The sequence below is a fragment of the Paraflavitalea devenefica genome (assembly GCF_011759375.1).
GTDB classification, from domain to species: Bacteria; Bacteroidota; Bacteroidia; order Chitinophagales; family Chitinophagaceae; genus Paraflavitalea; species Paraflavitalea devenefica.
The window spans coordinates 1,610,317-1,636,469 of the sequence record NZ_JAARML010000001.1 but is presented as its reverse complement, the minus strand read 5'-3'; the positions used below and the strand labels follow the sequence as shown (position 1 = coordinate 1,636,469).

The window sequence follows — 26,153 nt, the reverse complement described above, 5'->3', positions numbered from 1 at the left end:
TGAAATTACTTATTATTTGAACATAGCCCTATAAAAAAGGGGCCTCCCCTGCCGGAAGCCCCTTGTAAAATGAAAAGTACCCTGCTTAAAAGAGGTCGAATGAAGGCCATTTTTTGATGGCGCCATTAATATCCCACATCAGTTTATCCATTGCCCCGCCGATGTTGTTGCTGCGGGTATTGACTATGAAAGCCCAGCAATAGCCGCCGCTGGTACGTACCATGATGGATTGCTCGCCGGGCAGGCTGCCGCCATGCCAGTAGTTATCCCATTTGTTAACCGACCACCCTTTGGCATAACCGGTGCTTACTGCCGGCGCAGTGAACATGGTTGTTAGCGTGGGCTCCTTGAGGATGTCGGCTTTGGGCGTGAATTTGTCTACCCGCACCAGGAAGCGCACCAGGTCAACAGGTGTAGCTATCCAGCCACCGTGTGAATCCATCCTCTTTACGTTCATGTAGCTGGCATAGGGACTTTCACCACTATCATAATATTTTACTTCGTTTGCTTTACGTTGCTCCAGGGTATTACCGCCTATTTCCATAGTATTAATACCACAATTGGCCAGCACATTGTTCTTAACCCAGGTATCATAAGGCTGCCCGGTTTTCTTTTCGATGATCCTGCCCAATATGCAATAACCGAAGTTGCTATAGGCATAGCTGGTGCCGGGCTCCGTTTTAAGCGCCTGGTTATCCAGGGTCCAGGTGATGAGCTGTGCATGGTTCATGGTTGCGTTCTTGAACATAGGATCATTGCCATCATTTGTCCAGCCACCTCCCAGGTGTTCCAGCAAATGTTGTACAGTAATATCAGTGATCCATTTTTTGTAAGGCTGCGTGCCATAAGTAGTTCCTAACACAGCACCGCTGCCAAATACTTTGTCGCTTAATTTTAGTTTTCCCTGCTCTACCAGTTTCATGATGGCTGTAGCAGTAACCGGTTTACTGCAACTGGCGATACGCAGGCGATGACGGGGAGCCATTCCTTCATTTTTTTCTTTATCTGCATAGCCATAGGTTTTGGCCAGTACCAGCCGGTCGTCTTTGGCAATAGCGAATGAAGCGCCCGGCACGCTGTAATCCTGCATGAATTTTTTGACCAGCGCATCTACCTGGTTGAGCTCATCCATGTCAAAGCCGTTTTTACTTTCCCAGATGGCGGCATAATAACTCTGGTTATTGACGGTATACCCATTGACCCATACCGGACGATAGCCCATATAGAAGAAGCGGTCAAATTCATCCTGGTATTGTTGTGCCGTCATGTTATGGCGGGCGGCCCAGGCGCCGGAGCCTGATTTTTCGAAGATGGCCGCAAACCTGGCCTGTCCGTTTAAGGAATAACCACTTACTTTTTTAAGCCGGTAACCCTGTGCCGTCCATTTGTTGAACTCTGCCTGGTATTGATCGGAGGTAAGCCCGTGCCGCGCTACCCAGGCGGGAATAGTGGCCGGCTTTTCAAAGACGGCAGTATAATAATCGTTATTGTTTACAGTATACCCGCTGACATCGGTAAGATAGTAGCCCTGGCCTACCCATTTGTTTACTTCCTGCTGGTATTGTGTGGCATTGAGCCCATGCCGTGCCACCCAGCCGGGTGCATTGGGCGATTTCTCGAAGATGGCCGCATATTTTGAACCGCCGCCTGCTGCATATCCACTTACCTGCACAGGACGGTATCCCTGGTTTACCCATTTATCCACTTCCTGTTGGTATTGTGTTCCATTAAGCCCATGTCGTGCTACCCAGGCCGGGGAATTGGCTACTTTTTCAAAGATGGCCGCATAGTTATCCTGGCCATTGTTACCGTAACCACTCACTTCAGCAATACGGTATCCTTTAGCGATCCATTTATCTACTTCTGACTGATAAGCAGCCGAAGACAATCCATGCCGGGCTACCCAATCCTGTGGAAATGCCACCAGCGAAGCAATCGCCAGGGCGCCAGAGAGGCAAGCAATCTTTAACATACAAGCAAGTTTTAGGTGATGTAATTGTTACAGTAAGCGGACCCTTTATCCGCGAACGAATGCAAAGCTACTATGCGGGATGCCGGTTACAATACTCCAAAGCGGTAATTCTTAAACGCGTAGGTTTTAAAACAGGCTTAAAATAAAAAAAATTGGTGAAAGGCAGGCCTGCATCCAGGTCCCTTTGCTTTCACCAATAGCGTAAGTAGACCTAAATAGTCTTAAAAATAGTGCCAAAAATTAAAGGCATCAACGGGTGATAAAGCAGTACCAGCCGGCAATGTAGAAATAATGCTACAGATAAGAAGGTGGCAGAATAAGCCATGACAAGCAAACACATGATATTCAGGAATATTGCCCATAGCAGACTTGTGAAGATTGAAAGCGGGCCATTGATTTGCTTACAGAAACAATAAACTATTAACATGAAGTACAAGATCTTTTTTTTAGCCATAACACTATTGATCACCACCAGTACCCTGCCTGTAACAGCTACCGCCAGTGACTTCAGCAGGGAGAAGATCGCCCGTATGACAGCAGAAGAGAAGAAAGCAAGGCTGGAAGAAATCAAGGGCCGGGTGGAAGAGATCCGTGATATGGACAGATCCAATCTTACCAGGGCTGAACGCAAGGAGCTTCGCCGGGAGGTAAGAGACCTGAATAAAGAAGCAAGGGCTATTGGCCGTGGCGGGGTTTATATTTCACTAACAGGTATCCTGCTGATCATTCTCATATTGATCCTGGTGCTGTAAGCAGCCATGGTTATTTTCCGGCACAAAGATGTTGAGAGGAAAACTCAACGTCTTTGTGTCCACCATAAAATGAGTCCACTAATGAGCAAGACAGCAATGATGATGAAACCGGTATTCGTACCGGTTTTCTTTTGCTCCGGAGATGAGGCCAACGCTTCTGCTGCATCGCTCTTGCTGAGCACGTAGCTCACATTGTCTTCAAATGATTTGTATTCTTTGAAGAAAGCTGTCGCTTCACCAGGTAATACATGGTCTTTCAGGCTCTCATACTCATATTTCAGTTTCAATTTGCGGCCTCCGTATACTGCGTGGGCACGCATAGAAAAGGCCGCACATTTCATTTCTTCCATGAGGTCGGAGAAGCTCCAGTCTTCCGGCAGGTTAACGATGACTTCTTCATGGTACCTCGCCGGATAGTTGATGTAGAAGGGCATGGTGCGGTTGGCATCCTTCGGTTTTTTCAATAAGCTATTGATGACAAAGGGAGAGAAATAGCTTTTTTTGACGCTTCCATCCTGTTCCCAAAAATCTTTGATGGTATAATACTCCCGGGTAGTAAACCGCCCGGTCTGCTCATCATCTGTATAAGTAAGGCTGTCAATGCTGATCTTCTCAAAGTAGCCGGCATAAAAGGTTTGAAAGGTTTTGCGCATCTCAAAGAGGCTGCTGCTGTTGAAATCATCCCGTACATCATCGGCAAATGCGCCGGAATAAGTAGTTCTTACCACCAGTATTACTGCGCCGGTCATATCGGGTATAGTAAATTCTTCCTTGATATCTACCAATCCTTTGTTTTGTTGTGGCGTGATGGCCCTGAGCGACCGGGTGCTATCGCCAATGACGAGGCCATACTGATAATCGGGATAGGCAATATCGCGCAGCTTACCGCGCTGATAGGAGATGGTTGGATCAAACCAATAGGTACGGTCACGATGCTGCACGCATACGGTTACATGATCAAATACGGCAGGAGAAGGCAGCCAGTCGCCAATGGTCTTTCTATACGTGGCGCTGATAAGCACGGGCCTGGCATCAACCCCCAGGGCCCTGAGCATGGTGCAGAGCAGGTAACTTTTATCCTTGCAGTCGCCAAAACGCTGTGCAAAGACCTTATCGGGATGGTGGGGACGGTGTGAACGCTGCCCCATTTCAATGCCCAGGTAGCGTACATCATCCTGTACAAAACGAAGCGCGGCCAGGATGCGTTTATCTACGGCCGTATCAGCATTTTTTATTTCGTCTACTTTTTTCTGTAATGCCGGAGATAGTTTTCCGCCAAAAGGGAAGAGCGGCAGCGCCCAGTCGTTTACGTCTTTCCAATCTTTGTATTCACTCACCATGATCATGGAATAGGGATCATACCAGGAAGGCAGACGATCCTGCAGGTGCAGGGCCGGTATTTTTTCCAGCTTCCATTCATAGCTGTTTTCCTGTGCGGTGGAAGTGGTGGTATAGGTTATATCGGTGAGGCTGTTCTTTATCTGCAGGCTACGTTCTTTGGGTAGCAGGATGCGGTAATACAGGTTGTACATAGGCACGCTGAAGCTGGTGGTGAGCATATCAGCGTATTTGCCCTTAAATACAGGATTAAAGCCTTTAATGGTATAGCTGTATTCAATGATGTCGCCTTTGCGGGTATCTTCCAGGAAGAGTACAGAAGACAGTGAACCATTATACAGGTGCCTGTTCAGCTCACTCTCCTGCTGGATGGTCTTGATCTTTGATAGCTGTAATTTATTGATGATTTCACCACCACGGATAACGTTGATGGAATGGAAGATCAACTGGCTGTAGGAAGGGTCATAATCCACACTTACCTCCGAAGCATTTTGCACGCCCGATTCAGAGATGATCCTGATAGCCCGCTTGTAGTAGGTAGCTTGTTTGCCAACCGATACCTGTTTATCGAAAATGAGGTCTACATAACCACCTTCCGCCTCCTGGTCAAGCTGTGTATTGTTGTAGGCTGGTGTATGAATGATCACCCAGGCCGGCTCTTTTTCCATACGGGGTTTGGTGTTTTGCGCGAACGACAGGGTACCAGGAAAAAGGCTTACGATGAGCAAAGCCCGGAATAGCGATTTCATGTTGCAGGGGTTAAAATAGGGTTACAAATTAGAGGTTTTCCTGTAGTATTCAGAGTATCAGGATAAAATAACAATGTCATTGAATTAAGAAACGGATGTCAGGAGCTTGTCGAAGCCCCTTCAAGATGTGTTTGTTTCCCCTTGGACACCCTTCGACAAGTTCTCCGAAGGAGTCCTTTGGACAGGGATGACAGCTAATTCAACCTCATTGGGTAGTCTGATTCTAAGGTTTTTATAGGGTTAAGGTAGGGTTATCTTAAGCTAATCTTAGGGTTTAAACCTTAAGAAAACCCTAGGATGACCCTAAGATGACCCCAGGATGACCCTAGGATAGCAGGTAGAAGAGGCCAGGAAGATAGGACCTGGAAACTAATACACTACCCCAATAGCGTTATTTCCTGGTGGCCCTCACCAGGATGCTAACCGCTTCCTGCAGTTCTTTTTCATTAAGGGAGGCGAAGCCGATGCGCAGGGCATTGTAATTGGTTTTGCCTGTGATGTAGGAGGCACCGTCATTCATGAACAGGTTCATTTCTGCGGCCCGGGCAGCCACGACAGGCAGGGGATGTTTTGGATGGAATTGTGCCCAGATGGCCATGCCGCCTGCCGGTTTGCGGTAATTGATAACACCAGACAGGTGCTCATCGAGCAATGCGCAGAAGAGGTCGCGCCGCTGGTGGTAGACCTTGTTAGACTTTTTGATGTGCCGGCTTATGTCGCCATTCCTGAGCAGGGCGGCCATGGCGGCTTCCATTAGGTTATCGCCCCTGAGATCAATGAGCCTGCGCAGGTAGATGGCTTGTTTGATAAAGTTTTCCGGCGCTATCATGAATCCTATCCGCGCTGATGGCGTCATTACTTTGGTAACAGATCCAATGTAGATAACACAGCCTTCGTGCTGCGTACTAGCCAGTGGCAAGATGGGCGCCGAATCGTAATGAAAGCTAAAGTCGTAATCATCTTCTATCACTGCCAGTTTGTATTGTCGTACCAATTCCAGCAGTTGCATCCGGCGGTTGGCGCTGAGCGTGGCCGTGGTGGGATGGTGATGATGTGGTATAACATATACCATTCGTATTTTCTTTTTCTTACAGGCGGCGGCCAGGGCATCTATGTCCATCCCATATTCATCTACCGGTATTTTGATGAGCCTGGCGCCGGCCTGCTCAAAAACGAGGTTGGCCATGTAGTAGTTAGGCTCTCCCACCGCCACATAATCGCCCGGTTGTAGTAAGAGGTTTGCCGCCAGATAGATGGCCATCTGTGCACCGCGGGTGATCATGATGTTGTTGGTTTGTATACTTAATCCGCGCGTGGTGGTGAGGTGCGGCACCATGGCTTCGCGTAAAGCATATACACCGGCTGGATCTGGGCGCTCCATCACGGCCTGAACCGTTTTGTTGCTGATGAGACTTCTGTATTCCCGTAGCAGGAGGTCCATCGGCGCCAGCCGCATGTCGGGGAAACCATCATTGATCACTAACCGTTGTTTTATGATCCTGGTAGCCGGCGTTGGCAAAGAGAGCTGCCGGCTGAAGGGGAAACCGGTATTGCCTGCATACGGTGGTATGCTTACCCCTTGTGTGAATTTACGGGGCTTTACTTCGGGCAGGTGCTGCGCCACAAAAACGCCTTTGCGGGGAATGGTCTGTATCCAGTCCTGCGTGTAAAGCTCTTCATACGCCGCCACGATAGTCTTTCGATGCAGTTGCAGCAGCGCCGCCATTTCACGACTGCCGGGCAAGGCAGCGCCAGGCTTGATGATCCCTTCGCGGATGAGGGCTATCAGCCGGTTGGCCACCTGCAGGTATACCGGCATGGAAGTCTTTTTATCTATGCTGATGAGTGTTTGGAACGGCAGCATGCTGGACTACCCAGTTTGTTTAATCTGGACTATAAAGGTAGTCCAAAGAAGGTATAAGTTTGTGGAGTTAAAAAGTATAGCCATGGAAATACGCTTTGCACAAAGCGACCAGGAGATCCTGGATTGCTGGGAGGTAGTAAAAGAACTACGTCCCCACCTGCCCAACCCGGAAGCCTACCTGCAGCAGGTGAAAGAGATGATGCAGGATAGTTACCAGATGATCTATGTATGGATTAAGGAAGGCGATGTCCACAAGGCAGTGTCTTTTGCCGGCTACCGCAATTTGCAGATGCTGCATACCGGTAAGATGATCTATATTGATGATCTCGGCACCCTGCCCGGTTATCGAGGTCATGGGTATGCCAGTCAGTTGCTGGATTATGTGTACCAGCTTGCCAAAGATACCGGTAAAACGGGGGTACACCTCGATTCCGGCTATCACCGGCAAACAGCCCACCGCCTGTATTTACAGAAAGGATTTGTATTGAGCTCGCATCATTTTGCATGGAAGTTGTAGGAAAGCGGTCAGGATTTCTCTGGTTAAAGCAGGAAGATGAGAGCTTCCTGCTTTGCCGGTTTAGCCTTTCTCACCGGCCTTTTGAAAAGACTTTGAAACGGATATATTGTGACCGGTGCGCCCGGCTGGCTGTTTTTTTATGCGGACCGGTTTCAAAGAAATAACGCACACGCCCTAAAGCAGGATGATCATGCACCACCGGGCGTTTTTTCTTACGGTTATTTTTAATGATCAATAGCAATAATGGCAGGGTAAGGATGAGTAGCCACCACCACTGCGCATTTTCTGTATAACTATGTTTTATTACAATTGCATTTAATAAAACAAGCGGTAGTATCAGTACCCCGTTTATAGAATCCGGCTTTTGTTTACTTGCCATAATTCACTTTTTTCATTGTACATAGAAGGGTGCATACCAGCCTTGACACAACTACCGGTATTATAGCCGCTAATTCTTAGATATGCCTGCAAAAAGATTCGGCAGTCTAAGTCTTATAATGCACCAATAGTATCAGTCTACCATTTAAGTCATGGCCACTGAAATCTTTTAAGTTAAATTAAGTAGAAAAGCGTTGACCCCAGCCTGGATGGTTGTATGAAGGCCGGGGACTAATTATGAAAGTCTTTACAAGTTGGAAAATAATTAGACTTCTTCCCGAAATTAAAAAGCAGGCAAGCACAATGTGTTTGCGACTCCAGCAACAGTTGCCCGCAGTACATCGAATTAATATGTTTGCACGCGCCCGACATTATGATAAATATAAGAAAAATAATCCAGCGTAACAGCAACAGCGGCTGGCATACGCGAGCTTTTGTGTTAAAAAGATTATAAAATGCGGGCGTTTCGCATCTTTTCCCAATGAAACGTTTTCTTGCAACCAAGGGATCTCCCTCATAGTCAATTATCCTTTCTTAAGGAAGAGCTCTCCCCAGAATTGTAATTTCTTTTATCAGCAGGTTAGGTAGCTCCTTTAGCCTCATTCGTTTGGAAGTGAACTTCAGTAAAGTATGGATAGTATAGCAAATGATTCATTTATTCTATGATTTTCAACATCATGTCTACCCATGATTTACTAATATCCTTGCCCGAATAATAAGGTCTCAGCACATCGCCATAATACCATAGTAATGCATCACCAGGTATATACTCTTTTTCGCCAGGCATTATATTTCTACTAACAGTATAAGTTTTTTCAACTTTAAAGCTCGACAGGTTCACCTCGCTAAAATCTGCACCGCCAAAATCACTGTGCATTATATACAGCTTATTGCCAATAATCTCAGCTCCTACACCTTGACCTCTACTATACTGAGTCATAATTTCCCTTGGTAACACTATGTTACTTTCGTTTTCCAATTGCTTATTAAAGACAGACAAAACAATATCTTCAAAAAAATGTACCATTGCGCCTTTAGTAGGAAGATTCCAATAATAAACCTGGTTTATCAAAACGATCTTGTCACCAGAAGACAATAAACCGATAGGATAAATATCATCTGTATGCTTGCGAATCCCTTTTGAGAGTTTCCCGTTCTGTTGCTCTAGCAACTCTTTAAAATCTTTGTCTAATCCAATCTTGTTAGTGAATATTTTTTGAGCCTTCCAGTCAATCCCAAATACTTTCAAGACTTTACCCTGTTTTAGTTCCCTACAATGGAAAGAAAGATATAGCTTGTCCTGATCTTTTAAGTCTGCACATAAATAAGCATCAATATCCCCCCTATTTATAAAATTCGCGTTTGTAGTAATTTTTGAAACCGGTGCAGGATTTGCCTGTCGGAATTTTTCAGCTATTAGGGTTCCTTCATTCTCACTTATCACTACGACACAACCGTCCTGCATAGTGGTGCAAGTCAAAAAAGCCCCTCCTATTGATCCAGAATTAAGCTTTTGAACACTAACACTGAGGTCTTTATTCACAGAAATTAGTTCCAGGTTATTGGTAGCTCTAAGATTAGAGTATTTTGTATTAACCGACAAGAATCTATTGCCTTTGTAATCAGTATACCGAACAAGCAGATGACTTAGCGTTTCATCTGGGTTTGTATTTATTTTAACATCGATAAAATTCTCTGTAGCATTGGAAAAGATTTCTTTTTCTTCTATAATAGTGCCCTTTTCTGCCGATATGCTCACCGCATATATTTTTTTGATTACATGCTCATCAAATACATTCTTCCATTCAGGTGAATAAAAAGCTATAATTCTATCATCCATTTTGGATAATGCAATTACAAATCCTTTTACAGGAGCTTCCCACAGGATCTTACCCTCGGCATTGATTTTGACAACGCCACAATCTCCTTTAGAATAGCGTGTACATACGGCAATGCTTCTATCATTAAAACGCACTATAGCTTTACTAAATCCACCATCAGACTTTCTGTTATTGCTTACCGTACGCTCAACAACCCAGCTATCTTTTGAAAGTGAATTCTGAGTTTGAGAATAGGCAATGAAGCTTGAAATAAATATAATTGCAATCAATAAGAATTTCTTATTCATACTGTTTAGGGGTTAATTGCTTACAACGCCGGCAATATACGACGAAAATATAAACTCCATTTTTGCTTATTCAAAAGCTGCATTAAATGCGGGCGTTTCGTATCTTTTCCCAATGAAACGTTTTCTTGCAACCAAGGGCTGCTTATTGCTGTGTTTTTTTGCTGCCGCCCGGCAAAAAACCGATCCCTGGCTGGAGGAATTGCTTCGCAAGCAGGCTTCTCCCCTCCTGCTGCATGTACTGAATAAACCCGACAACTTCCAATACCAACTGATCTACACACAGATAGACCGCGATAAACATAACCGCCCGCAATTCAAGCATTATTTTCTGAACGTAGACAGAAACCGTTATTTCAATCCTGCCTCCATGGTAAAGATGCCGGTAGCTTTTGCAGCCCTGGAGAAATTAAATGAGCTGAAGAAAAAAGGCGTCAATAAGTATACAGCCATGCTTACCGACAGTAGTTATGAACGGCAAACCAGGGTATTGACCGATACCTCCGCCGCCAATGGCTTGCCTTCAATAGCCCAGTATATCCGCAAGATCTTTTTGGTAAGCGATAATGATGCCTATAACCGTCTATATGAATTTATAGGTCAGCAAACCCTGAATGAGAAGCTATGGCAAAAAGGCTATACAGATAGCCGCATTACCCGCCGCTTTGTAACGATGAATGAAGAGCAGAACCGCCATACCAATGCCATCCGCTTTATACAGGATGGCCGGCTGATTTATGAACAGCCTGCGGCTTATAACCCCACGCCTTTTGACTTCAGTAAGAAAATACTGACCGGTAAAGGACATTGGAACAGGAACGACAGCCTTATTAATGAGCCTATGGATTTTACCACCCACAATAATATACCGCTGGAAGACCTTCAACAGATAGCCCAGTCGGTACTGTTCCCCGAATCGGTAAAACCACAACAACGGTTCAGGTTAACGGAGGATGATTACCGGTTCCTGTACCGTTATATGTCTGAATTACCCCGGGAAAGCAAGCACCCTAAATATGACACGACGGAATTTTTTGAGAGCTATACGAAGTTCTTTTTCTTCAAAGCAGACCGGGGACGTATACCGCCCTCTATCAGGGCTTTTAATAAAACAGGTTGGTCGTACGGATTTCTGACTGACGTAACTTACATCGTGGATTTTGAGCATAAGGTGGAATTTATGCTGAGCGGTGTGATCTATGTAAACAGTGATGGTATCCTGAACGACAATAAGTATGAGTACGAGCAGGTGGGTTATCCCATTTTTAAGGAAACCGGCCAGCTTATTTACCAGTATGAGTTAACACGCCCGCGTAAGCACCAACCCAATCTCAGGAAGTTTCAGCTCAATTACCAGGATTAATAAAGTGACATGAAGAAGTATCGCCTTATCAATTACTGCTCCATTGCCTTGATGACAATAAGTTGTCTGTTCCTGTCTTTCTCCGGGCAGGCACAGAAAGCCGACCGCTGGATACGCATTAACCAACTGGGTTATCAGCCAGATGGTCCTAAAACAGCTATCTGGTGCAGTAAGCAGGATGAAATTGTTACCGCCTTTTATGTTACAGAAGTTTCCAGCGGGGCAACGGTGTTTAAGGGCAATGCGGGCCCCGCGTTGGGCGCTTATGGTCCGTTTGCACAAACCTACCGGTTGAATTTCTCACGCTTTACCAGGCCAGGCAAGTATACTATACGGGCGGGTGACGCTGTTTCTCCTGAGTTCACTATCGGAAAGGATGTGTATAAAGGAGCTGCCGATTTTTGCCTGCGCTATATGCGCCAGCAGCGAAGTGGCTTTAACCCTTTCCTGAAAGATTCCTGCCATACCCATGACGGCTATACGATGTATGGCCCGATGCCCGACAGCACCCATATTGATGTTTCCGGTGGCTGGCATGATGCCTCTGACTACCTGCAATACGCCACCACCTCGGCCAACGCTGCCTGGCATTTGCTGGCTGCTTACCGGGATTTTCCGGAAGTATTTGGTGATGAGCATACCGCCAATGGACTTGCCGGCAAGAATAACAGGGCTGATGTACTGGATGAAGCCAAATGGGGGCTGGACTGGTTGTTGAAAATGCATCCCCGCGAAGACTGGCTATTTAATCAACTGGGGGATGACCGCGACCATGCCGGTATGCGTATACCCAAAGAAGATAGTTTTTATGGCAAGGGCTATGAACGGCCGGTTTATTTTGCCACCGGTGAGCCGCAAGGTTTATTGAAGTACAAGAACCGGGCTACAGGCGTAGCCTCTACGGCTGGCAAATTTGCCAGCGCTTTTGCCCTGGGCTATGAAACGATGGAGGAGGATGCGGCCTATAAAAATAAGCTGCGTGAAAGGGCTTTATCGGCCTATCTCCTGGGCATTCAAAAACCGGGCGTATGCCAAACGGCCCCGGGCAGATCGCCCTATTTTTATGAAGAAGATAACTGGACGGATGATATGGAACTGGCGGCGGCCAGCATCGGCTTTATGCAGCGAGTAGAAAGCGGCGCACCCGATGCCGGTAAGCTACAGGAAGCCGTTCAATATGCCAAGATAGAAAAACTGACTCCCTGGCTGGGCGGTGATACAGCGCGGCATTATCAGTGGTACCCCTTTATTAATGCAGGCCATTATGAGCTGGCCAAACAACTGGAAGGCAAGCCAAGGAAAGAACTCACAGATTATTACAAACAAGGTATTGAGAAGGTATGGCAGAAGGCGAAAGGCAATGCTTTTTACCGGGGCATCCCGTTTATATGGTGCAGTAATAATCTTACCACTTCTTTTGCTATTCAATGTTACTGGTACCGGATGCTGACGGGTGATACGAAATACCTTGAGCTGGAGCAGGCCAATTTTGACTGGCTGTTTGGCTGTAATCCCTGGGGCACCAGTATGGTGTATGGACTACCATCCTGGGGCGACACACCCGCTGACCCTCATTCGGCCTTTACTCACCTGAAGCAATACCCCATTGATGGCGGTCTCGTTGACGGGCCTGTATATGGAAATATTTATAAGAACCTGATCGGGATCACCCTGCATGAGCCCGATGAGTATGCTCCCTTTCAGAGCAGCCTGGTGGTGTACCATGATGATTATGGCGACTACAGCACCAATGAGCCTACGATGGACGGTACCGCCTCGTTGATCTATTTACTGGCAGCCAAAGAGCAGCATCGTAAAGCTGTACCTAAAGAGGGCAATACCCAACCAGGTAAAAAAAAAGTAAAGCTGAGAGGTTACTCCGGTCTCAATAAAGAAATAGCAGCATCCACTGCTCCCTTGCGAAAGGCGGCACCTCCATCCACCGGGAAAGAGCGTGCAGTAAAGCCTTACCAGGCTATTACCCGGGGCGATACCAGTAAGCGACAACTGGCGCTTGTATTTACCGGCGATGAGTTTGGGGATGGCGGCAGTACGATCGCTGCTACCTTACAACAGGAGGGCATTAAGGCTTCTTTCTTTCTAACCGGTCGCTTTTACCGGGAGCCGGCTTTCGGTGCAGCCATCAGGCAACTGAAGAAGGACGGCCATTACCTGGGTGCGCATAGCGACCAGCATTTGCTGTATTGCGACTGGAAGGACCGTGACAGCCTGTTGGTAACCCGGCAGCAATTTGATACAGACCTGCGTAATAATTATGCCATTATGAAAGCATTTGGCATCAGTGCTGCGGCCGCAGGTTATTTCCTGCCGCCTTATGAATGGTATAATGATTCTATTGTATCCTGGACCAAACAGCAAGGGTTTCAACTCATTAGTTATACACCCGGCACTATCAGCCATGCCGATTACACAACCCCCGATCAGAAGAATTACCGCAGCAGTGATGCTATTCTCCGGTCCATTTATTCCTTTGGAGAAAAGTCGCCCAACGCCTTTAACGGCTTTATTCTCCTCCTGCATATTGGTACCGCCCCACAACGCACCGACAAGTTATATAACCGCCTCCCGGAGCTGATCCGGTACCTCAAAGGGGCTGGCTACGAAATGGTAAGGATAGACAAATTACTATCCTCAATATAGCATTTGACTTCCACGGGCCTGATTTTTGTCGCCATTTATTGAACAATTTCAATTTGTTGCAGTTATAGGATTTCGCCGGGCGTTTTTAACACGCCATGCACTTTTAACCCCAGCCAGCGCAGAAGTATAGACAGGATTTAAAAGTGTATGATCATGGAAAAGGTTACCAGGCCCCAATACATGAAAAGTGGCCATGAAACAATCTTCCACCAGTTGCGCCAGGATGTACACGCCCTTGTAGCTCAACTGGAACCAATGCGAAAAAGCGGCATCCTGCTGAAAGCATTGTTGTTCCCCGTTTTGTATATTCTTATCTACATTTCACTCCTTATATGGGGAAATAATGCAGAGGTCCTGTATGCAGGTTATTTCGGACTGGGCCTATTACTGGTAGTTATTTTTCTTAATATTATTCACGATGCCGTTCACGGCACTATTTTCAAGAGCAAGCAACTTAATGAGTGGTATGTATACCTGTTTGATGTGATGGGGGCCAACAGTTATACCTGGCGTATGCGGCATGTACGGTTCCATCATAATTATCCCAATGTAAGCGGCTGGGATACAGATGTCGAACAAAGCAAACTGGCCCGTATATTCCCCACTGATGAGCGCTTGCGGATACATAGGTATCAGCATATTTATCTTCCTTTGTTGTACCCGCTTTATCTTTTGAACTGGCTACTGATCAGGGACTTTAAAGATTTTTTCAATAAGAAGAGAACAGTATGGAAGCTGACAACGATACCTAAGGAAGAGTATATAAAGCTGTTCTTGTTTAAAGCCTTCTTTCTCTTTTACCTGATTGTATTACCCCACTGGGTATTGTCTATAAGCTGGATGAAGGTGATAGCTGGCTTTTGCGTGATGATGTTTACAGCCAGTATTTTTTCATTGATCGTATTGCTGAGCCCGCATGCCAATACGCATTCAGCGTTCCCATTGCCGGATGAAAATAATCAATTACCTCATAACTGGATGATGCATATGCTTACAACAACGAATGATGTACAATCGGATAATTGGTTCACCCGCTTTTGCATGGGTTGTTTTAATTTCCATGTTGTGCACCACCTGTTTCCCAATATAAATCATGTATACTACCCCGAAGTAACCAACCTGCTCAAGGAGTATGCTGCGCGGTATGATCTTCCTTATAAGTCATATCCGCTGGGTACTTCTTTATTGAACCATTACCGGCTGTTAAAACATAATGGTGCAACGGAAGATATTTTTGAAGAGACTATGTAAATAGAAAGCTATCCTGACTGTTGCATGAAAAATTCAGCCTGACTGTAATTACAGTAATTAAAATACCAGCTTATAGGTTCTGTGTACTTTATCCAACTTAGCGCCAGTGGCAGCATGGATAGCCAGCATTTTATCATTGAAGTCACCCACCCAGGCCAGCTCCACCCCTTTCACGGTGCCACGGGGCACTACTTCCAACTGGAGGGAACGGATGAGCGCCGATTCGATGCCATGGTTCTGGTACTTCTTTTTGCAACCCAGGATGATGATGCGGAGACGATCTATGGTCATTGTTTTTTTGTACCACAGGAATTTTAGCTTGCCCCAGAGGTTTAGTTTGCCGTTCACGTGTTTCAATACCTGGTTGATATCCGGCAGGCATACCACAAAGCCAATAGGTTCCTCATTGTAATAGGCGAACCACAGGATCCTTTCATCCATGATGGCTTTCATCTGGCGGAAGGATTCTTTAATAACGCCCATTTCTATAGGCGTGAAGTTATCGAATGTGCTCCAGCCATCATTATAGATCTCGCGGAAGTCTTCGGCAAATTTGACAAAATGCTTTTTATCAAAATGACGAAAGGAGTAACCGGGCTTTTTCATAACCCAGTCGGCTATTTTGGTAAAGCGTTCTGTGAATGGCACGGTGATGTCCAGGAAGTTGGTAAGCTGGTCGTAGGATTTTTCAAATCCATAGGACTCAAAAAAGTGCTGGTAGTAGGGAGGATTGTAGTTCATGCCCAGGCTGGGGGGCTTAAATCCCTCTATGAGCAATCCCCAGAATTTATCGTTCTCGCCAAAGTTGACAGGTCCTTCCATCGCTTCCATCCCATGTCCCTGCAGCCAGGCCTTGGCGGTACCAAGCAATAAGTGAGCAGCTTTTATATCATTGATACAGTCAAAAAAGCCGGCGCCACCGGTAGGTTGCGGATGCTTATAGGCTTTTTCATAGTTAATAAAAGCAGCGATGCGGCCAATGAGCTGGCCATTGTTATCATACAGCAGCCAGCGTGTGCATACGCCATGCTCAAAAAAAACATTCCTCAAAGGATCGAAAACAGCTTCCACATCATTATCCAGCGGACTTATCCAGTTGGGATCGTCCTTATACAACTTTTTGGGCAGGTCAATAAATTGACGGGCTGCACGGGGATTGTTAACCTCAATCACGTTCATTCGGCGAACTTAGGAATTATTCACCATTTTTCGTCATCAGGGATATCGTTTGAAGTCCGGTACCGGTTCCTGATATTGATTTTTTCCAGTTGCCGCTCAACTATGAGAGTAGCGATGAGTTCGCCGGCGTTGGTACCTGCCTCCTGTTGCAATAATTGTTTGAGGCGGAGCTCGCTTACATCAAGCCGGTACAGGATGTTTACCAGCCGGGTAAAGTCGGTTTGGATCAGGTAATTGATGACTGCTGCCAGTTCCCGCATCCAATCCTCATAACGGGCAACCGGTTGAATGTTAAATTCTGCCGACAACTGCTGTTGTACCAGGAATATGTTGTTCTGTTCTGCCAAAATGAGTATTTTTAAGTAAGGTCCTCAATTGCAATGGAACCAATCTTATCCGATAGAATATGCGTTCTATTGCTGGTCTTATTTTGTTTACCTTATGCCTATTTTCCCAACTCCAGGCACAGCGTACCCGTTATGCCAACCTCAAAGGTACTGTCATTGACTCAGCCAGCCGCCAGCCGGTAGAAGCGGCTACCGTTTCCATTTTCCTGGTTGCCGATTCCACCCTGATCAATTATGGTATTACCAATAAAAAGGGGGAATTCCTGATTAAAGAGATACCCCAGGCCAAGCCCTGCCGGGTAATGGTATCCTATAGCGGACTTAACACTCATATACAGGATTTTATCATTTCTCCGGAAACCAAGGAACTGATTATTAATACGGTCCAGTTACGAAAGGTTTTTTCCGAAATGGAGGAGATCATTGTTTCGGCCCAGCGGCCTCCTGTTATGATCAAGAAAGATACCCTGGAATTCAATGCCGGATCTTTTAAAACACCTGTGAACGGGGTGGTGGAAGACCTGCTGAAGCAGTTGCCAGGCGTAGAAGTAGATGCGGAGGGTAATATTACTATTAATGGTAAAAAAGTATCCAAGATCACGGTGGACGGCAAAGACTTTTTTGGCAGCGACTTCAAGATTACTTCCAAAAACCTGCCGAAGGATATTATTGATAAGGTACAGGTGGTAGACCATAAGACCCGGGAAGCCCAGTTTAATAAGATCACCACTGGCAATGAGGACAAGGCCATTAACCTCACGCTCAAAAAAGACAAGAAAAAAGGACTGTTTGGCAGGGTCAGCACCGGTTATGGATCGGACAAGCGGTATGAATCCGGCGCCAGCATTAATTTTTTCAATGGCCCCCTGCAATTAAATTTCATCGGGTTTGCCAATAATACCAACCGGCAGAGTTTTTCAGGTGGCGACTTTTCGATGGGTAAGCCTTCCAGCAGTTTTGGCGGTGGCGGCAGCGGCATTACAGAAACCAGGGCTGCAGGGCTGAATTTCAGCAACGAGTTCAGCAAAAAACTGCGTATTAATGGCAGTTATTTTTACAATAACAGCGCAATGACGAACACGATTAAAGCAAGAAGGCAGAATATCCTGCCCGATACCACTTTTTTCTATAACTCTTCTACCAACAGTGCCAATAATAATGAAAGCCACCGGGTGCATGTGAATATTGACTATAAGCCCGACAGTATGACGGATATTTATGTAAATACTTTTTTCAACACTTCGGCCAATAAGTCTACTACAGCCAATGACGCACTTTCAACCAGCATCAAGGGGGATCCCATTAATGCAGCCACGAATACATTTACCGGCCGGTCGGACGATAAGAATACCGGACTGGAAGTGTTTTTTGGGCATCGCCTGAATAAGCAGGGAAGGGGCTTTACATTGAGCATGAATTATAATTACAATGACCGCCTGGCATTGGACAAGAATGATGGAAGGACTGTATTTTATAAAACCGATGGCAGCAGTACAGCAGATACTTTGGACCAGCAGAGTAATACGACAGCTTCTAATAATATGCTCAGCCTTTCTACCTCCTGGACAGAACCGCTTGCCAAACAATTAAGCCTGATCTTCCAATATAATTATAGCAGTGGCAATGGCCATTCAGACAAGATCACAAACCGGTTCAATCCGCTTACGGGGCAATATGACGAGCGGGATACCCTATTCAGTAATGCTTTCAGAAACCGCAATCTTTCCCATACGCCCAATATTTCATTCTCGTACAACCAGAATAAACTCAATGCTACTATTGGCGCGGGCGTGCAATGGCTTGAGCAGGAAAATGTATCAGAACAAGCGAAGAATTCATTAGTACAACACTATACAAATCTTTTCCCTTCCGCCAATATTGGCTACCGGTTCAGCAAAACCGGCAATATCAACCTTAATTATAGCGGACGCAGCCAGCAGCCCTCCATTGACCAGTTGCAACCGGTACCCGACAACAGCAATACGCTGTATATCAGGTTAGGCAATCCTGATCTTAAGCCTTCATTTTTTCACAATATTAACCTTAACCTCCAGCAGTATAATAGCAAGGCTTACTGGAATGCCGGCATAGGTTTTAGTACTGTGAATAACCAGATTATTTATGAAACCTGGTTCGACAGTGTGCAGATAAGCAGGCCGGTAAATACAGATGGCAATTACAACGTATCGTATAATCTCAGCTTCAGCCGTAGCTGGAAGAAAAAGGGCTGGTCATTGCGCCTTACCCTGGGCAATAATGGCTATTATAACAGGAATATTTCTTTTACCAATAAGGTGGAAAATATCACCCAAACTTACAACCTGTCCCAACGCATTGGGCTTACTTATACATTCAAAGAGTTGCTTACCCTGATGCCTACTTTTATTATGCGGTATAGTGACAGCCGGTATTCCATAGAGCAAACACAGCAGGCAGAGAATATTACCAAGGCACTTACCATGAATGCATTTTTAAACTGGCCCAAGCGGCTTATTCTTGAAAATAATATCCAGTACAATTATAACAGCCGTACAGCGCCCGGTTTCCCCAAAGGCGTTACTATGTGGAATATGGCTGCCAATTACCAGTTGTTTAAGAACAGGCAGGGAATATTGCGCCTGGCCGTTTATGACCTGCTGAAACAAAATACCAGCATTTTCCGCAGTGTTACACCCACCTATATTGAAGACACACAGGTACAGGTATTACAGCAGTATTTCCTGGTAAGCTTTATTTATAACCTGAAACGGTTTGGTAAATAATAGTCTGGTACCAGACAGAACTACCTAAGTATCAATCCTTCTCCAACCTTTTAACAAAATTTTACGTCATCTTTTGAAATTACCATTAACGATATTACGAATGATTCGTAATATTACGGAAACTTCGTAGACTAACTTATGAGATCAATTTTACTGACGATCTGCTTTTTCACAGCAGTAACAAAGCTGGCAGCACAGGATAAAGGTGCTATTAAAGGCAAGCTGGTTGATTCTTCCGGCAAACAAGCCCTTTCATTGGCCACTATCACTGTTTTCCAGGCAAAAGATACTTCCATTATTACTTACCGGCTAAGTGATCCACAGGGGGAGTTCAGGGTACCTGGCCTTCCATTGAATATACCCTGCCGGACAGTTATTTCCTTTTCCGGCTACCGGGTGGTAAGAAAAGAATTTGAACTGACAGCCGCGCAGCCACAGTTGGACCTGGGAACTTTTAAGCTCATTCCCGATGCCCAGTCGCTGGAAGAAGTGCTCGTCACCGCGGAGCGACCGCCCGTAAGCGTAAAGAAGGATACCATTGAGTTCAATGCCACTGCTTTTAAGACTTTGCCCACAGCCCTGGTAGAAGACTTGTTGAAAAAACTGCCGGGGGTAGATGTAGATAAAGACGGGAATATTACGGTGAATGGGCGTACCGTGAACCGCATCCTGGTAGATGGCAAGGACTTTTTCGGCGGCGATCCCAAGGTAGCTACCCGCAACCTGCCCGCCAATATTATTGATAAGGTGCAGGTAGCGGATGATAAAGAACAACTGGACCAGGACCCTTTTATAAATAAAGCACAGCTCGGCCAGGTGATTAACCTGAAGCTGAAGAAAAGCATCAAACAAGGATGGTTTGGCAAAGCCTATGCAGGCGCCGGTACGGATGAGCGGTACGAAGCAGGAGGTATTATCAATATGTTCCGCGATACCCTGCAGGTAAGCATGCTGGGTTACACGAATAACATTAACAGGGCCGGATTTGGTATATCAGACATTATGCAGACCGGTGGATTTCAACGCACCGGCGTTAACAGTGTAGCTATTAATTCGGACGGTGGTTTCGCATTAAATGGTATTTCCTTTGGAGGTATGGGGCAGGGCATCACCCGGAGTACCGGCGCCGGCCTTAATCTTAATAATGAATTTGGCAAAAAGGTAACGCTCAACCTGCAATACTTCTATGGCCAGGTCAATAACCGGCTGGACCAGCTTAGCAATACACAGCAGTTTTTCCGCGACACGATCTTTACCACCCGTAATACCACCCGCCAGGAATCGGATGAATACAGTCACCGTATAGGAAGCAATCTCCGCTGGAAGATAGACTCTTTTTCTTCGCTGCGTTTTGCCCCACAGGTAAATATAAAAAAGAACTTATCGGACCGTACCCAGTTTTCCACCTCCGCCAACAATTATGAATCCCTGCTCAATGAAAGCAATAATAGCCAACGTGTAGAAGGCAATGATATTGGTTATTCCCATAGCCTGAATTACAGCCGCAACTTCCGGAAAAAGGATAGATTGCTGACCATTGGGCATGGGTTTACTATTTATAACGCCAGCAATAACCAGTTCAATGATATTACCGACAGTTTTTATAAGGCTCCGACATCCAAACGTACTGTGAATCAATTGCGCGACCAGGACGCTGATAATTTCCGCGCCAGCCTGTCTGTTAATTACAGCGAACCGCTTACAAAAACACTTCAGCTCCGGCTTTCCGGTAATACTGAGTATTTCAAAGATGAAGACGTATTGACTACTTATAATAAAGGCACTTCAGGCGAAGAATATGATGTGATCAATCCTGACCTGTCAAATGGGGTTAAACGAAAGGGCATGCGTGGCACAGCTACGAGCTCATTGAACTGGAAGATTAAAAAGCTGACGATTGGAACCGGCATTTCTTTCCAGACTTTGAATATTGATAATGAGTTTGCCAAAAACCCTACGATCAATCAACGTTTCAACTACCTGTTACCCACCCTGAATGCATCGTTTAAAGAGTGGTATTTCAACTATGATGTAAGTGTACGTGAACCACAGGCGACAGACCTGCAGCCAGTAGTGGATAATACGAATACTTTGTACCAGCAACTGGGCAATCCTTCACTGGTGCCTACCCAGTCCCATAACTTTAACCTGCGGTATAATAAATACAATACGAAGAGTAATATGAACTATTTCATTTACCTCAGTGGCAGCATTGACCGGGATGCTGTTATCAGAGAACGGACGGTAGATGATAAAGGCGTGCAGATGACCCGGCCTGTTAATGCCGATGGTATCTGGCGTTTTATGGCCAGTACGAATATCAGCAAACAGTTCAAGTTCAACAGCAGTTGGCAGCTTTCTTTAAGAGGCAGCTTCGCGGCTAATTACAACCGTAACCTGGTGATCGTTAACAGTAACCGTAGCGAAGTAAAAAACTGGCGCCTGATGCCCGGCCTCAATGGATCATTCAACCTGAAAGATAAACTGGAATTAAACCAGCGCTATAATATCACCTGGAACAAAAGCCTGTATGAGAGCAATGCTTTCACCGACCTGGAAGTGGTGACCCATAATTCCTCTTCGGAAGTGATCATTCGCCTGCCCAAACATTTTGTATGGGAAAGCTCTATTGATTACAGTTATAATCCTCAAACAGCGCCCGGTGTACGGAAAAGCAACCTGCGCTGGAATGCCGGCATTAATTACCTCTTTCTTAAAGATGATAAAGGACAGCTTAAGCTATCAGTATACGATCTGCTGAACCAGAATACCAGTGTGAGCCGTACAACCCGTGAAAATTATATCCAGGATAATCAAACTACTGTTCTGCAACGGTATTTCCTATTGACGTTTACGTATAATATCCGGAAGTTCGGAGCACCCAGAACCGACCAGAAGTTTGGCAAAAATGGATTGTTTATATTTTAAATAAAGGAGGTGAGCCGTCCCGACTAAAGTACGGGACGACCCACCCCCTTTATTTTTGTAGCTAAGCTCAGTTATTTTTTAGGCAAATGAGCAATGAGCTCTATTTCCAACCGGGCATCGTGCATATAAAGGCGGTTTACCTGCATCCAGGTGGCGGCCGGGAAATCGCCTTTATAAAATACCTTGCGCACGCTGTTGTAATTCTTCATGGCCTCCATATCGGTTGTAAAGAGGTTTTCTTTTACTACGTTCTGAAAGGTAGCCCCATAATGCTGTAAGGTTTTCTCCAGGGCTTCATATACGCGTTTTATTCCTTCGGGACTTACATCCCTCGCTACTGTACCGGAAATGTAGATGACATTATCTATTTTCACCGCCTGCGCATAACCGGCTGTTGTATCCTGGGTACCACGCCCCCAGTTGAATTTCTCTTTTGTAATGTTGTTCTGCTGGCCATTAACGTTTACAGCCATAGCCAATAAGGCCAGGCAACAAACGATTGCTGCCTTCAAAGTTGTTTTTTTCATATTGATGAGTTTTTAAAACTTCTCTACTACCCCCAGGCCAAATAAAGCAAAATCATATTTTGCCGGATCGTTCTTATCCAGCTTTCTCAAATAGCTGGTGAGTTCCAGTGCCGCCAGCCAGTCAACAGGGGCCCGCTCCAACAGCTTAAACCGTTTGGCTACACGAGCCACGTGAAGATCAATGGGGCATACCAGTTGCGAGGCGGATATGTTTTCCCATATACCAAAATCAACACCCCGGTTGTCTTTACGCACCATCCAGCGGAGGTACATGTTCAGCCGTTTGCAAGAGGAGTTCTTTTCGGGCGAAGCAATATGCTTGCGGGTACGGGCGGGTACATGTTCCAGGGAGAAAAAATAATGATAGAAACCGGTAAGGGCCTGTTCTATGGTTTCATCTCCTGCCGACATCCATTTTGTAAAGGCAGATTCGAGGGAGGGGTGGTTGGAATAATGGTATTGCAGGAAGCTGATGAAGTACAACAGGTCGGTAGTATTGAAGGTACGGTGTTTAAAACCTTCCAGCCGGCGCAGGTCTTTATCGGTATGGTTCAGTATAAAATCATGCGGTGCATGATCCATTAATTGCAACAGCTCTTTTGATTTTTTAATGATAATGGTACGATTGCCCCAGGCAAAGATGGCAGCAAATAACCCGGCAATTTCAATATCCTGTTGTTTGTTAAAGAGATGAGGGATGCAGATAGGGTCGGCCTTAATAAAATCGGGCTGATTGTACTCATTGGCTTTCCTGGTGAAAAAATCAGACAGGTCTTTGGGTTTGCCACTCATGCTGCAAATATCTGTTATTGCCTGTTGATTTGTTACTTTCCTTTATCCAGCGCCATTTTTGCTGCAAGGGCGGTCAATACACTGGCCATGAACCATTTTTGTATCCGTATCCATTGTGGCTTGCGGGCAAACCAAACAGCCACCCGGGCGGCAGAAAGTACGATGAGGAAGTTGACCGTAAAGCTGACCAGCATCTGGGTAATGCCCAGCGTGAGGCTTTGGGTGAGTATATTGCCGTAGGCCGGTTTGATGAACTGCGGAAAGAAAGACAGGTAAAAGACGGCTACTTTGGGATTAAGCACATTGGTCAGAAAGCCCATGCGGAATAATTTGGCCGGGCTATCTACCGGCAGGTCTTTCTTTGCTTCAAAAATGCCTTTGCTGCCCGGTTTTATAGCCTGCCAGGCCAGGTACAGCAGATAAATAACGCCCATGGTCTTTAACACTGTGTAGGCATAAGGAACAGCAAATAAGATGGCTGTAAGCCCAAAGGAAACCAATATGATATGGAATAAAAAGCCACAGATCACGCCTGCCAGGGAAATGAGTCCTGCGCTACGTCCCTGCGTTATAGAACGCGAAATAAGATAGATCATGTTGGGGCCAGGGCTTATTACCAGCGCAAACGCCGCCAGGGCAAAGATCAGCAGTTCATTCAATGGTATCATAGTATAAGTATTAGCTACCGATTGCCTGCTCCAGGTCCGCTATCAGGTCTTCAACATCCTCAATACCCACACTCAGGCGGATGAGCGAATCACTAAGGCCGTTTTTGATCCTTTCCTCCCTTGGGATGGAAGCATGTGTCATGGAAGCCGGATGATTGATGAGGGATTCCACTCCACCGAGGCTTTCTGCCAGGGAAAATACTTTAGTAGATGACAATACTTTCAGGGCAGTTTCCAGGCTATCATCTTTGAGTGTAAAGCTCATCATACCGCCAAAGCCGCGCATTTGCTTTTTAGCCACCGCATAGCCGGGCTGGTCTTCAAAACCACACCAGTATACTTTACCTACTTTGGGGTGTTTTCGCAGGTAATGGGCAATCTTTTCTCCATTTTCGCAATGGCGCTGCATACGCACATGCAGGGTTTTAATACCCCGCAATACCAGGAAGCAATCCATTGGCCCGGGTACGGCGCCGCAGCTTTTTTGTATAAAATACAGTTGCTCACGCAAAGCGGCATCATTCATAATGAGGGCGCCTTGTATCACATCGCTATGACCACCAAGGTATTTGGTGGAGGAATGCATAACAATATCAGCCCCAAAGTCGAGCGGGTTTTGCAGGTAGGGAGAAGCAAAGGTATTATCCACGCAAACAAGGATGTGCTGTTTTTTGGCGAGGGCTGTCACCGCTTCAATATCCGTGATGTTCATCAGCGGATTGGTAGGCGTCTCTGTCCAGATCAGTTTGGTATTGGGCGTGATGGCATTGGCAATAGCCGAAACATCGGTCATATCAACATAACGGAAACGGATACCGAACTTTTCAAAGACTTTGGTGAACAGGCGATAGGTGCCTCCGTACATATCATTACCGGCTATTACTTCATCACCCGGTGCTAATAATTTCAGTACTGCATCGGTAGCTGCAACACCGCTGCTAAAAGCCAGTCCATATTTACCATTTTCAATAACAGCCAGTGCTTCTTCCAAAGCCTTGCGGGTAGGGTTCTGAGAGCGGGCATATTCATATCCCTTGTTTTTGCCTGGTGCTTCCTGAACATAGGTGGAAGTCTGATAAATGGGGGTCATAATAGCTCCGGTGGAAGGATCAGGTTCTGCTCCGGCATGTATAAACTTAGTCGCTGGCTTCATAATTTATTAATATTGGTAAATTTACGAGTGCAAAGATGCGGAATTTATCAGTCATCAACGGTTCCTTTTATCCTCATGGTAGTCCCAAAACTTCTCCTGATATGCCACTCACAAATCCGGATTTCCAGTTTAACAGAAGCTTAACCTTAAACTAAAAATAAGCTGTAACATTTCTGAAATCCTTTACAGTGCTGCATTTGACAGTTCCCTACCCCCTACAAAAAAGCCCTTGATGTGCGAAATCCTTCGTATTGCTTATCATGAACCTTCCGTCCTTACCAATTGGCTTGCCTTCCGTATAAGCCTGATATACTTTTATGCCGTAAATATTCGTTACTCAGTTCACAATTAAAAATGTATAGCCATGAAACAAGTATTGATGATCATTTGCGCTGCTCTGTTAGGAGTTGCTGCTTACGCTTACGATCCAAATGAAAAGGTATTGAAATCATTCCGTGAAACATTTACCCACGCCGAAGAAGTAAAATGGGATGAAACAGAAAACTACTTCACCGTTAGCTTTGTAAGTGCAGGTATTCGTTCCAAAGTGAATTATGACAAGGAAGGAAATATGTTAAGTTCCATCCGTTACTATTCACCCCAGATGCTGCCTTTAAATATCTTTAATAAACTCAAAAGGGATAACCCGAAGAAAAACCTGTTTGGCGTAACAGAAGTTACCGCAGGCAATGATGTTACCTATTATGTGAAGATGGAAGATGGGAAACATTGGTTTACCCTGAAAGTAGACGAATCAGGTAATACACAAGTTTTTGAGAAATACAAGAAAGGTTAGCCGGGAGGCCGGTCGTGTTCAGCCACTATAG

Annotated in this window: 19 protein-coding genes; 8 read left to right on the top strand and 11 right to left on the bottom strand. The window is 45.6% G+C overall.

Annotated features, from left to right (window positions below):
• Nucleotides 1-85 precede the first annotated feature (85 nt).
• Nucleotides 86-1,972 (bottom strand): serine hydrolase, encoded by a 1,887-nt coding sequence (locus HB364_RS06715; protein WP_167287095.1) that lies wholly within the window; start codon nucleotides 1,970-1,972, stop codon nucleotides 86-88.
• 425 nt (nucleotides 1,973-2,397) lie between these two features.
• Between HB364_RS06715 and HB364_RS06710 the strand changes: the two genes are divergently transcribed.
• On the top strand, nucleotides 2,398-2,724 hold the full coding sequence (locus HB364_RS06710) for a hypothetical protein (protein WP_167287094.1): 327 nt from the start codon (nucleotides 2,398-2,400) through the stop codon (nucleotides 2,722-2,724).
• A gap of 44 nt (nucleotides 2,725-2,768) precedes the next feature.
• On the opposite strand, the gene HB364_RS06705 is transcribed toward HB364_RS06710, so the two are convergent.
• Together HB364_RS06705 and pdxR are read right to left on the bottom strand one after the other, a co-directional pair.
• Nucleotides 2,769-4,811 (bottom strand): DUF3857 domain-containing transglutaminase family protein, encoded by a 2,043-nt coding sequence (locus HB364_RS06705; protein ID WP_167287093.1) that lies wholly within the window; start codon nucleotides 4,809-4,811, stop codon nucleotides 2,769-2,771.
• Between the two features lie 391 nt (nucleotides 4,812-5,202).
• A complete protein-coding gene (gene pdxR, locus HB364_RS06700; RefSeq protein ID WP_167287092.1) occupies nucleotides 5,203-6,675 on the bottom strand; it encodes a MocR-like pyridoxine biosynthesis transcription factor PdxR in 1,473 nt (490 codons plus the stop codon).
• A gap of 82 nt (nucleotides 6,676-6,757) precedes the next feature.
• On the opposite strand from pdxR, the gene HB364_RS06695 reads away from it, so the two are divergent.
• Nucleotides 6,758-7,192, top strand: a complete 435-nt coding sequence (locus tag HB364_RS06695; protein WP_167287091.1) for a GNAT family N-acetyltransferase — start codon at nucleotides 6,758-6,760, stop codon at nucleotides 7,190-7,192.
• 70 nt (nucleotides 7,193-7,262) lie between these two features.
• Here the strand turns inward: HB364_RS06695 and HB364_RS06690 are convergent, their stop codons facing one another.
• Both HB364_RS06690 and HB364_RS06685 read right to left on the bottom strand, forming a co-directional pair.
• Complete coding sequence (locus tag HB364_RS06690; protein ID WP_167287090.1) at nucleotides 7,263-7,571, bottom strand: hypothetical protein; 309 nt, start codon at nucleotides 7,569-7,571, stop codon at nucleotides 7,263-7,265.
• Nucleotides 7,572-8,225: 654 nt separating this feature from the next.
• Nucleotides 8,226-9,698 (bottom strand): hypothetical protein, encoded by a 1,473-nt coding sequence (locus tag HB364_RS06685; protein ID WP_167287089.1) that lies wholly within the window; start codon nucleotides 9,696-9,698, stop codon nucleotides 8,226-8,228.
• A gap of 112 nt (nucleotides 9,699-9,810) precedes the next feature.
• On the opposite strand from HB364_RS06685, the gene HB364_RS06680 reads away from it, so the two are divergent.
• From HB364_RS06680 to HB364_RS06670, 3 genes are all read left to right on the top strand, one after another.
• Nucleotides 9,811-11,058, top strand: coding sequence for a serine hydrolase (locus HB364_RS06680; RefSeq protein ID WP_167287088.1), 1,248 nt, complete (start codon nucleotides 9,811-9,813; stop codon nucleotides 11,056-11,058).
• Nucleotides 11,059-11,067: 9 nt separating this feature from the next.
• The gene (locus tag HB364_RS06675; protein WP_167287087.1) at nucleotides 11,068-13,719 is read left to right on the top strand and encodes a glycoside hydrolase family 9 protein; all 2,652 of its coding nucleotides are present in this window, start codon (nucleotides 11,068-11,070) and stop codon (nucleotides 13,717-13,719) included.
• Between the two features lie 153 nt (nucleotides 13,720-13,872).
• Nucleotides 13,873-14,970: a fatty acid desaturase family protein gene (locus HB364_RS06670; RefSeq protein WP_167287086.1), complete on the top strand. Its 1,098-nt coding sequence runs from the start codon at nucleotides 13,873-13,875 to the stop codon at nucleotides 14,968-14,970.
• A gap of 57 nt (nucleotides 14,971-15,027) precedes the next feature.
• On the opposite strand, the gene HB364_RS06665 is transcribed toward HB364_RS06670, so the two are convergent.
• Together HB364_RS06665 and HB364_RS06660 are read right to left on the bottom strand one after the other, a co-directional pair.
• A complete protein-coding gene (locus HB364_RS06665; protein WP_167287085.1) occupies nucleotides 15,028-16,149 on the bottom strand; it encodes a GNAT family N-acetyltransferase in 1,122 nt (373 codons plus the stop codon).
• A gap of 20 nt (nucleotides 16,150-16,169) precedes the next feature.
• Entirely contained in the window at nucleotides 16,170-16,496 is a 327-nt protein-coding gene (locus tag HB364_RS06660; RefSeq protein ID WP_167287084.1) for a hypothetical protein, read from the bottom strand.
• A gap of 59 nt (nucleotides 16,497-16,555) precedes the next feature.
• Here HB364_RS06660 and HB364_RS06655 point away from each other — a divergent pair, with 59 nt between their 5' ends.
• Together HB364_RS06655 and HB364_RS06650 are read left to right on the top strand one after the other, a co-directional pair.
• On the top strand, nucleotides 16,556-19,258 hold the full coding sequence (locus tag HB364_RS06655; RefSeq protein WP_167287083.1) for a TonB-dependent receptor domain-containing protein: 2,703 nt from the start codon (nucleotides 16,556-16,558) through the stop codon (nucleotides 19,256-19,258).
• Between the two features lie 138 nt (nucleotides 19,259-19,396).
• Nucleotides 19,397-22,186, top strand: a complete 2,790-nt coding sequence (locus tag HB364_RS06650; protein ID WP_167287082.1) for an outer membrane beta-barrel protein — start codon at nucleotides 19,397-19,399, stop codon at nucleotides 22,184-22,186.
• Nucleotides 22,187-22,257: 71 nt separating this feature from the next.
• On the opposite strand, the gene HB364_RS06645 is transcribed toward HB364_RS06650, so the two are convergent.
• The 4 genes from HB364_RS06645 to HB364_RS06630 are packed head-to-tail and all read right to left on the bottom strand — an operon-like array spanning nucleotide 22,258 to nucleotide 25,326.
• Complete coding sequence (locus HB364_RS06645; RefSeq protein WP_167287081.1) at nucleotides 22,258-22,713, bottom strand: RidA family protein; 456 nt, start codon at nucleotides 22,711-22,713, stop codon at nucleotides 22,258-22,260.
• A gap of 12 nt (nucleotides 22,714-22,725) precedes the next feature.
• On the bottom strand, nucleotides 22,726-23,505 hold the full coding sequence (locus HB364_RS06640; RefSeq protein ID WP_167287080.1) for a TIGR02757 family protein: 780 nt from the start codon (nucleotides 23,503-23,505) through the stop codon (nucleotides 22,726-22,728).
• Nucleotides 23,506-23,537: 32 nt separating this feature from the next.
• Nucleotides 23,538-24,173 carry a LysE family translocator gene (locus tag HB364_RS06635; RefSeq protein ID WP_167287079.1) on the bottom strand — a complete coding sequence of 212 codons (636 nt, stop codon included), beginning with the start codon at nucleotides 24,171-24,173 and terminating at the stop codon, nucleotides 23,538-23,540.
• Between the two features lie 10 nt (nucleotides 24,174-24,183).
• Nucleotides 24,184-25,326, bottom strand: a complete 1,143-nt coding sequence (locus tag HB364_RS06630) for a cystathionine gamma-synthase (RefSeq protein WP_167287078.1) — start codon at nucleotides 25,324-25,326, stop codon at nucleotides 24,184-24,186.
• A 364-nt stretch (nucleotides 25,327-25,690) separates the two neighbouring features.
• Here HB364_RS06630 and HB364_RS06625 point away from each other — a divergent pair, with 364 nt between their 5' ends.
• Nucleotides 25,691-26,122 (top strand): hypothetical protein, encoded by a 432-nt coding sequence (locus tag HB364_RS06625; protein ID WP_167287077.1) that lies wholly within the window; start codon nucleotides 25,691-25,693, stop codon nucleotides 26,120-26,122.
• The last annotated feature ends 31 nt before the right edge of the window (nucleotides 26,123-26,153 follow it).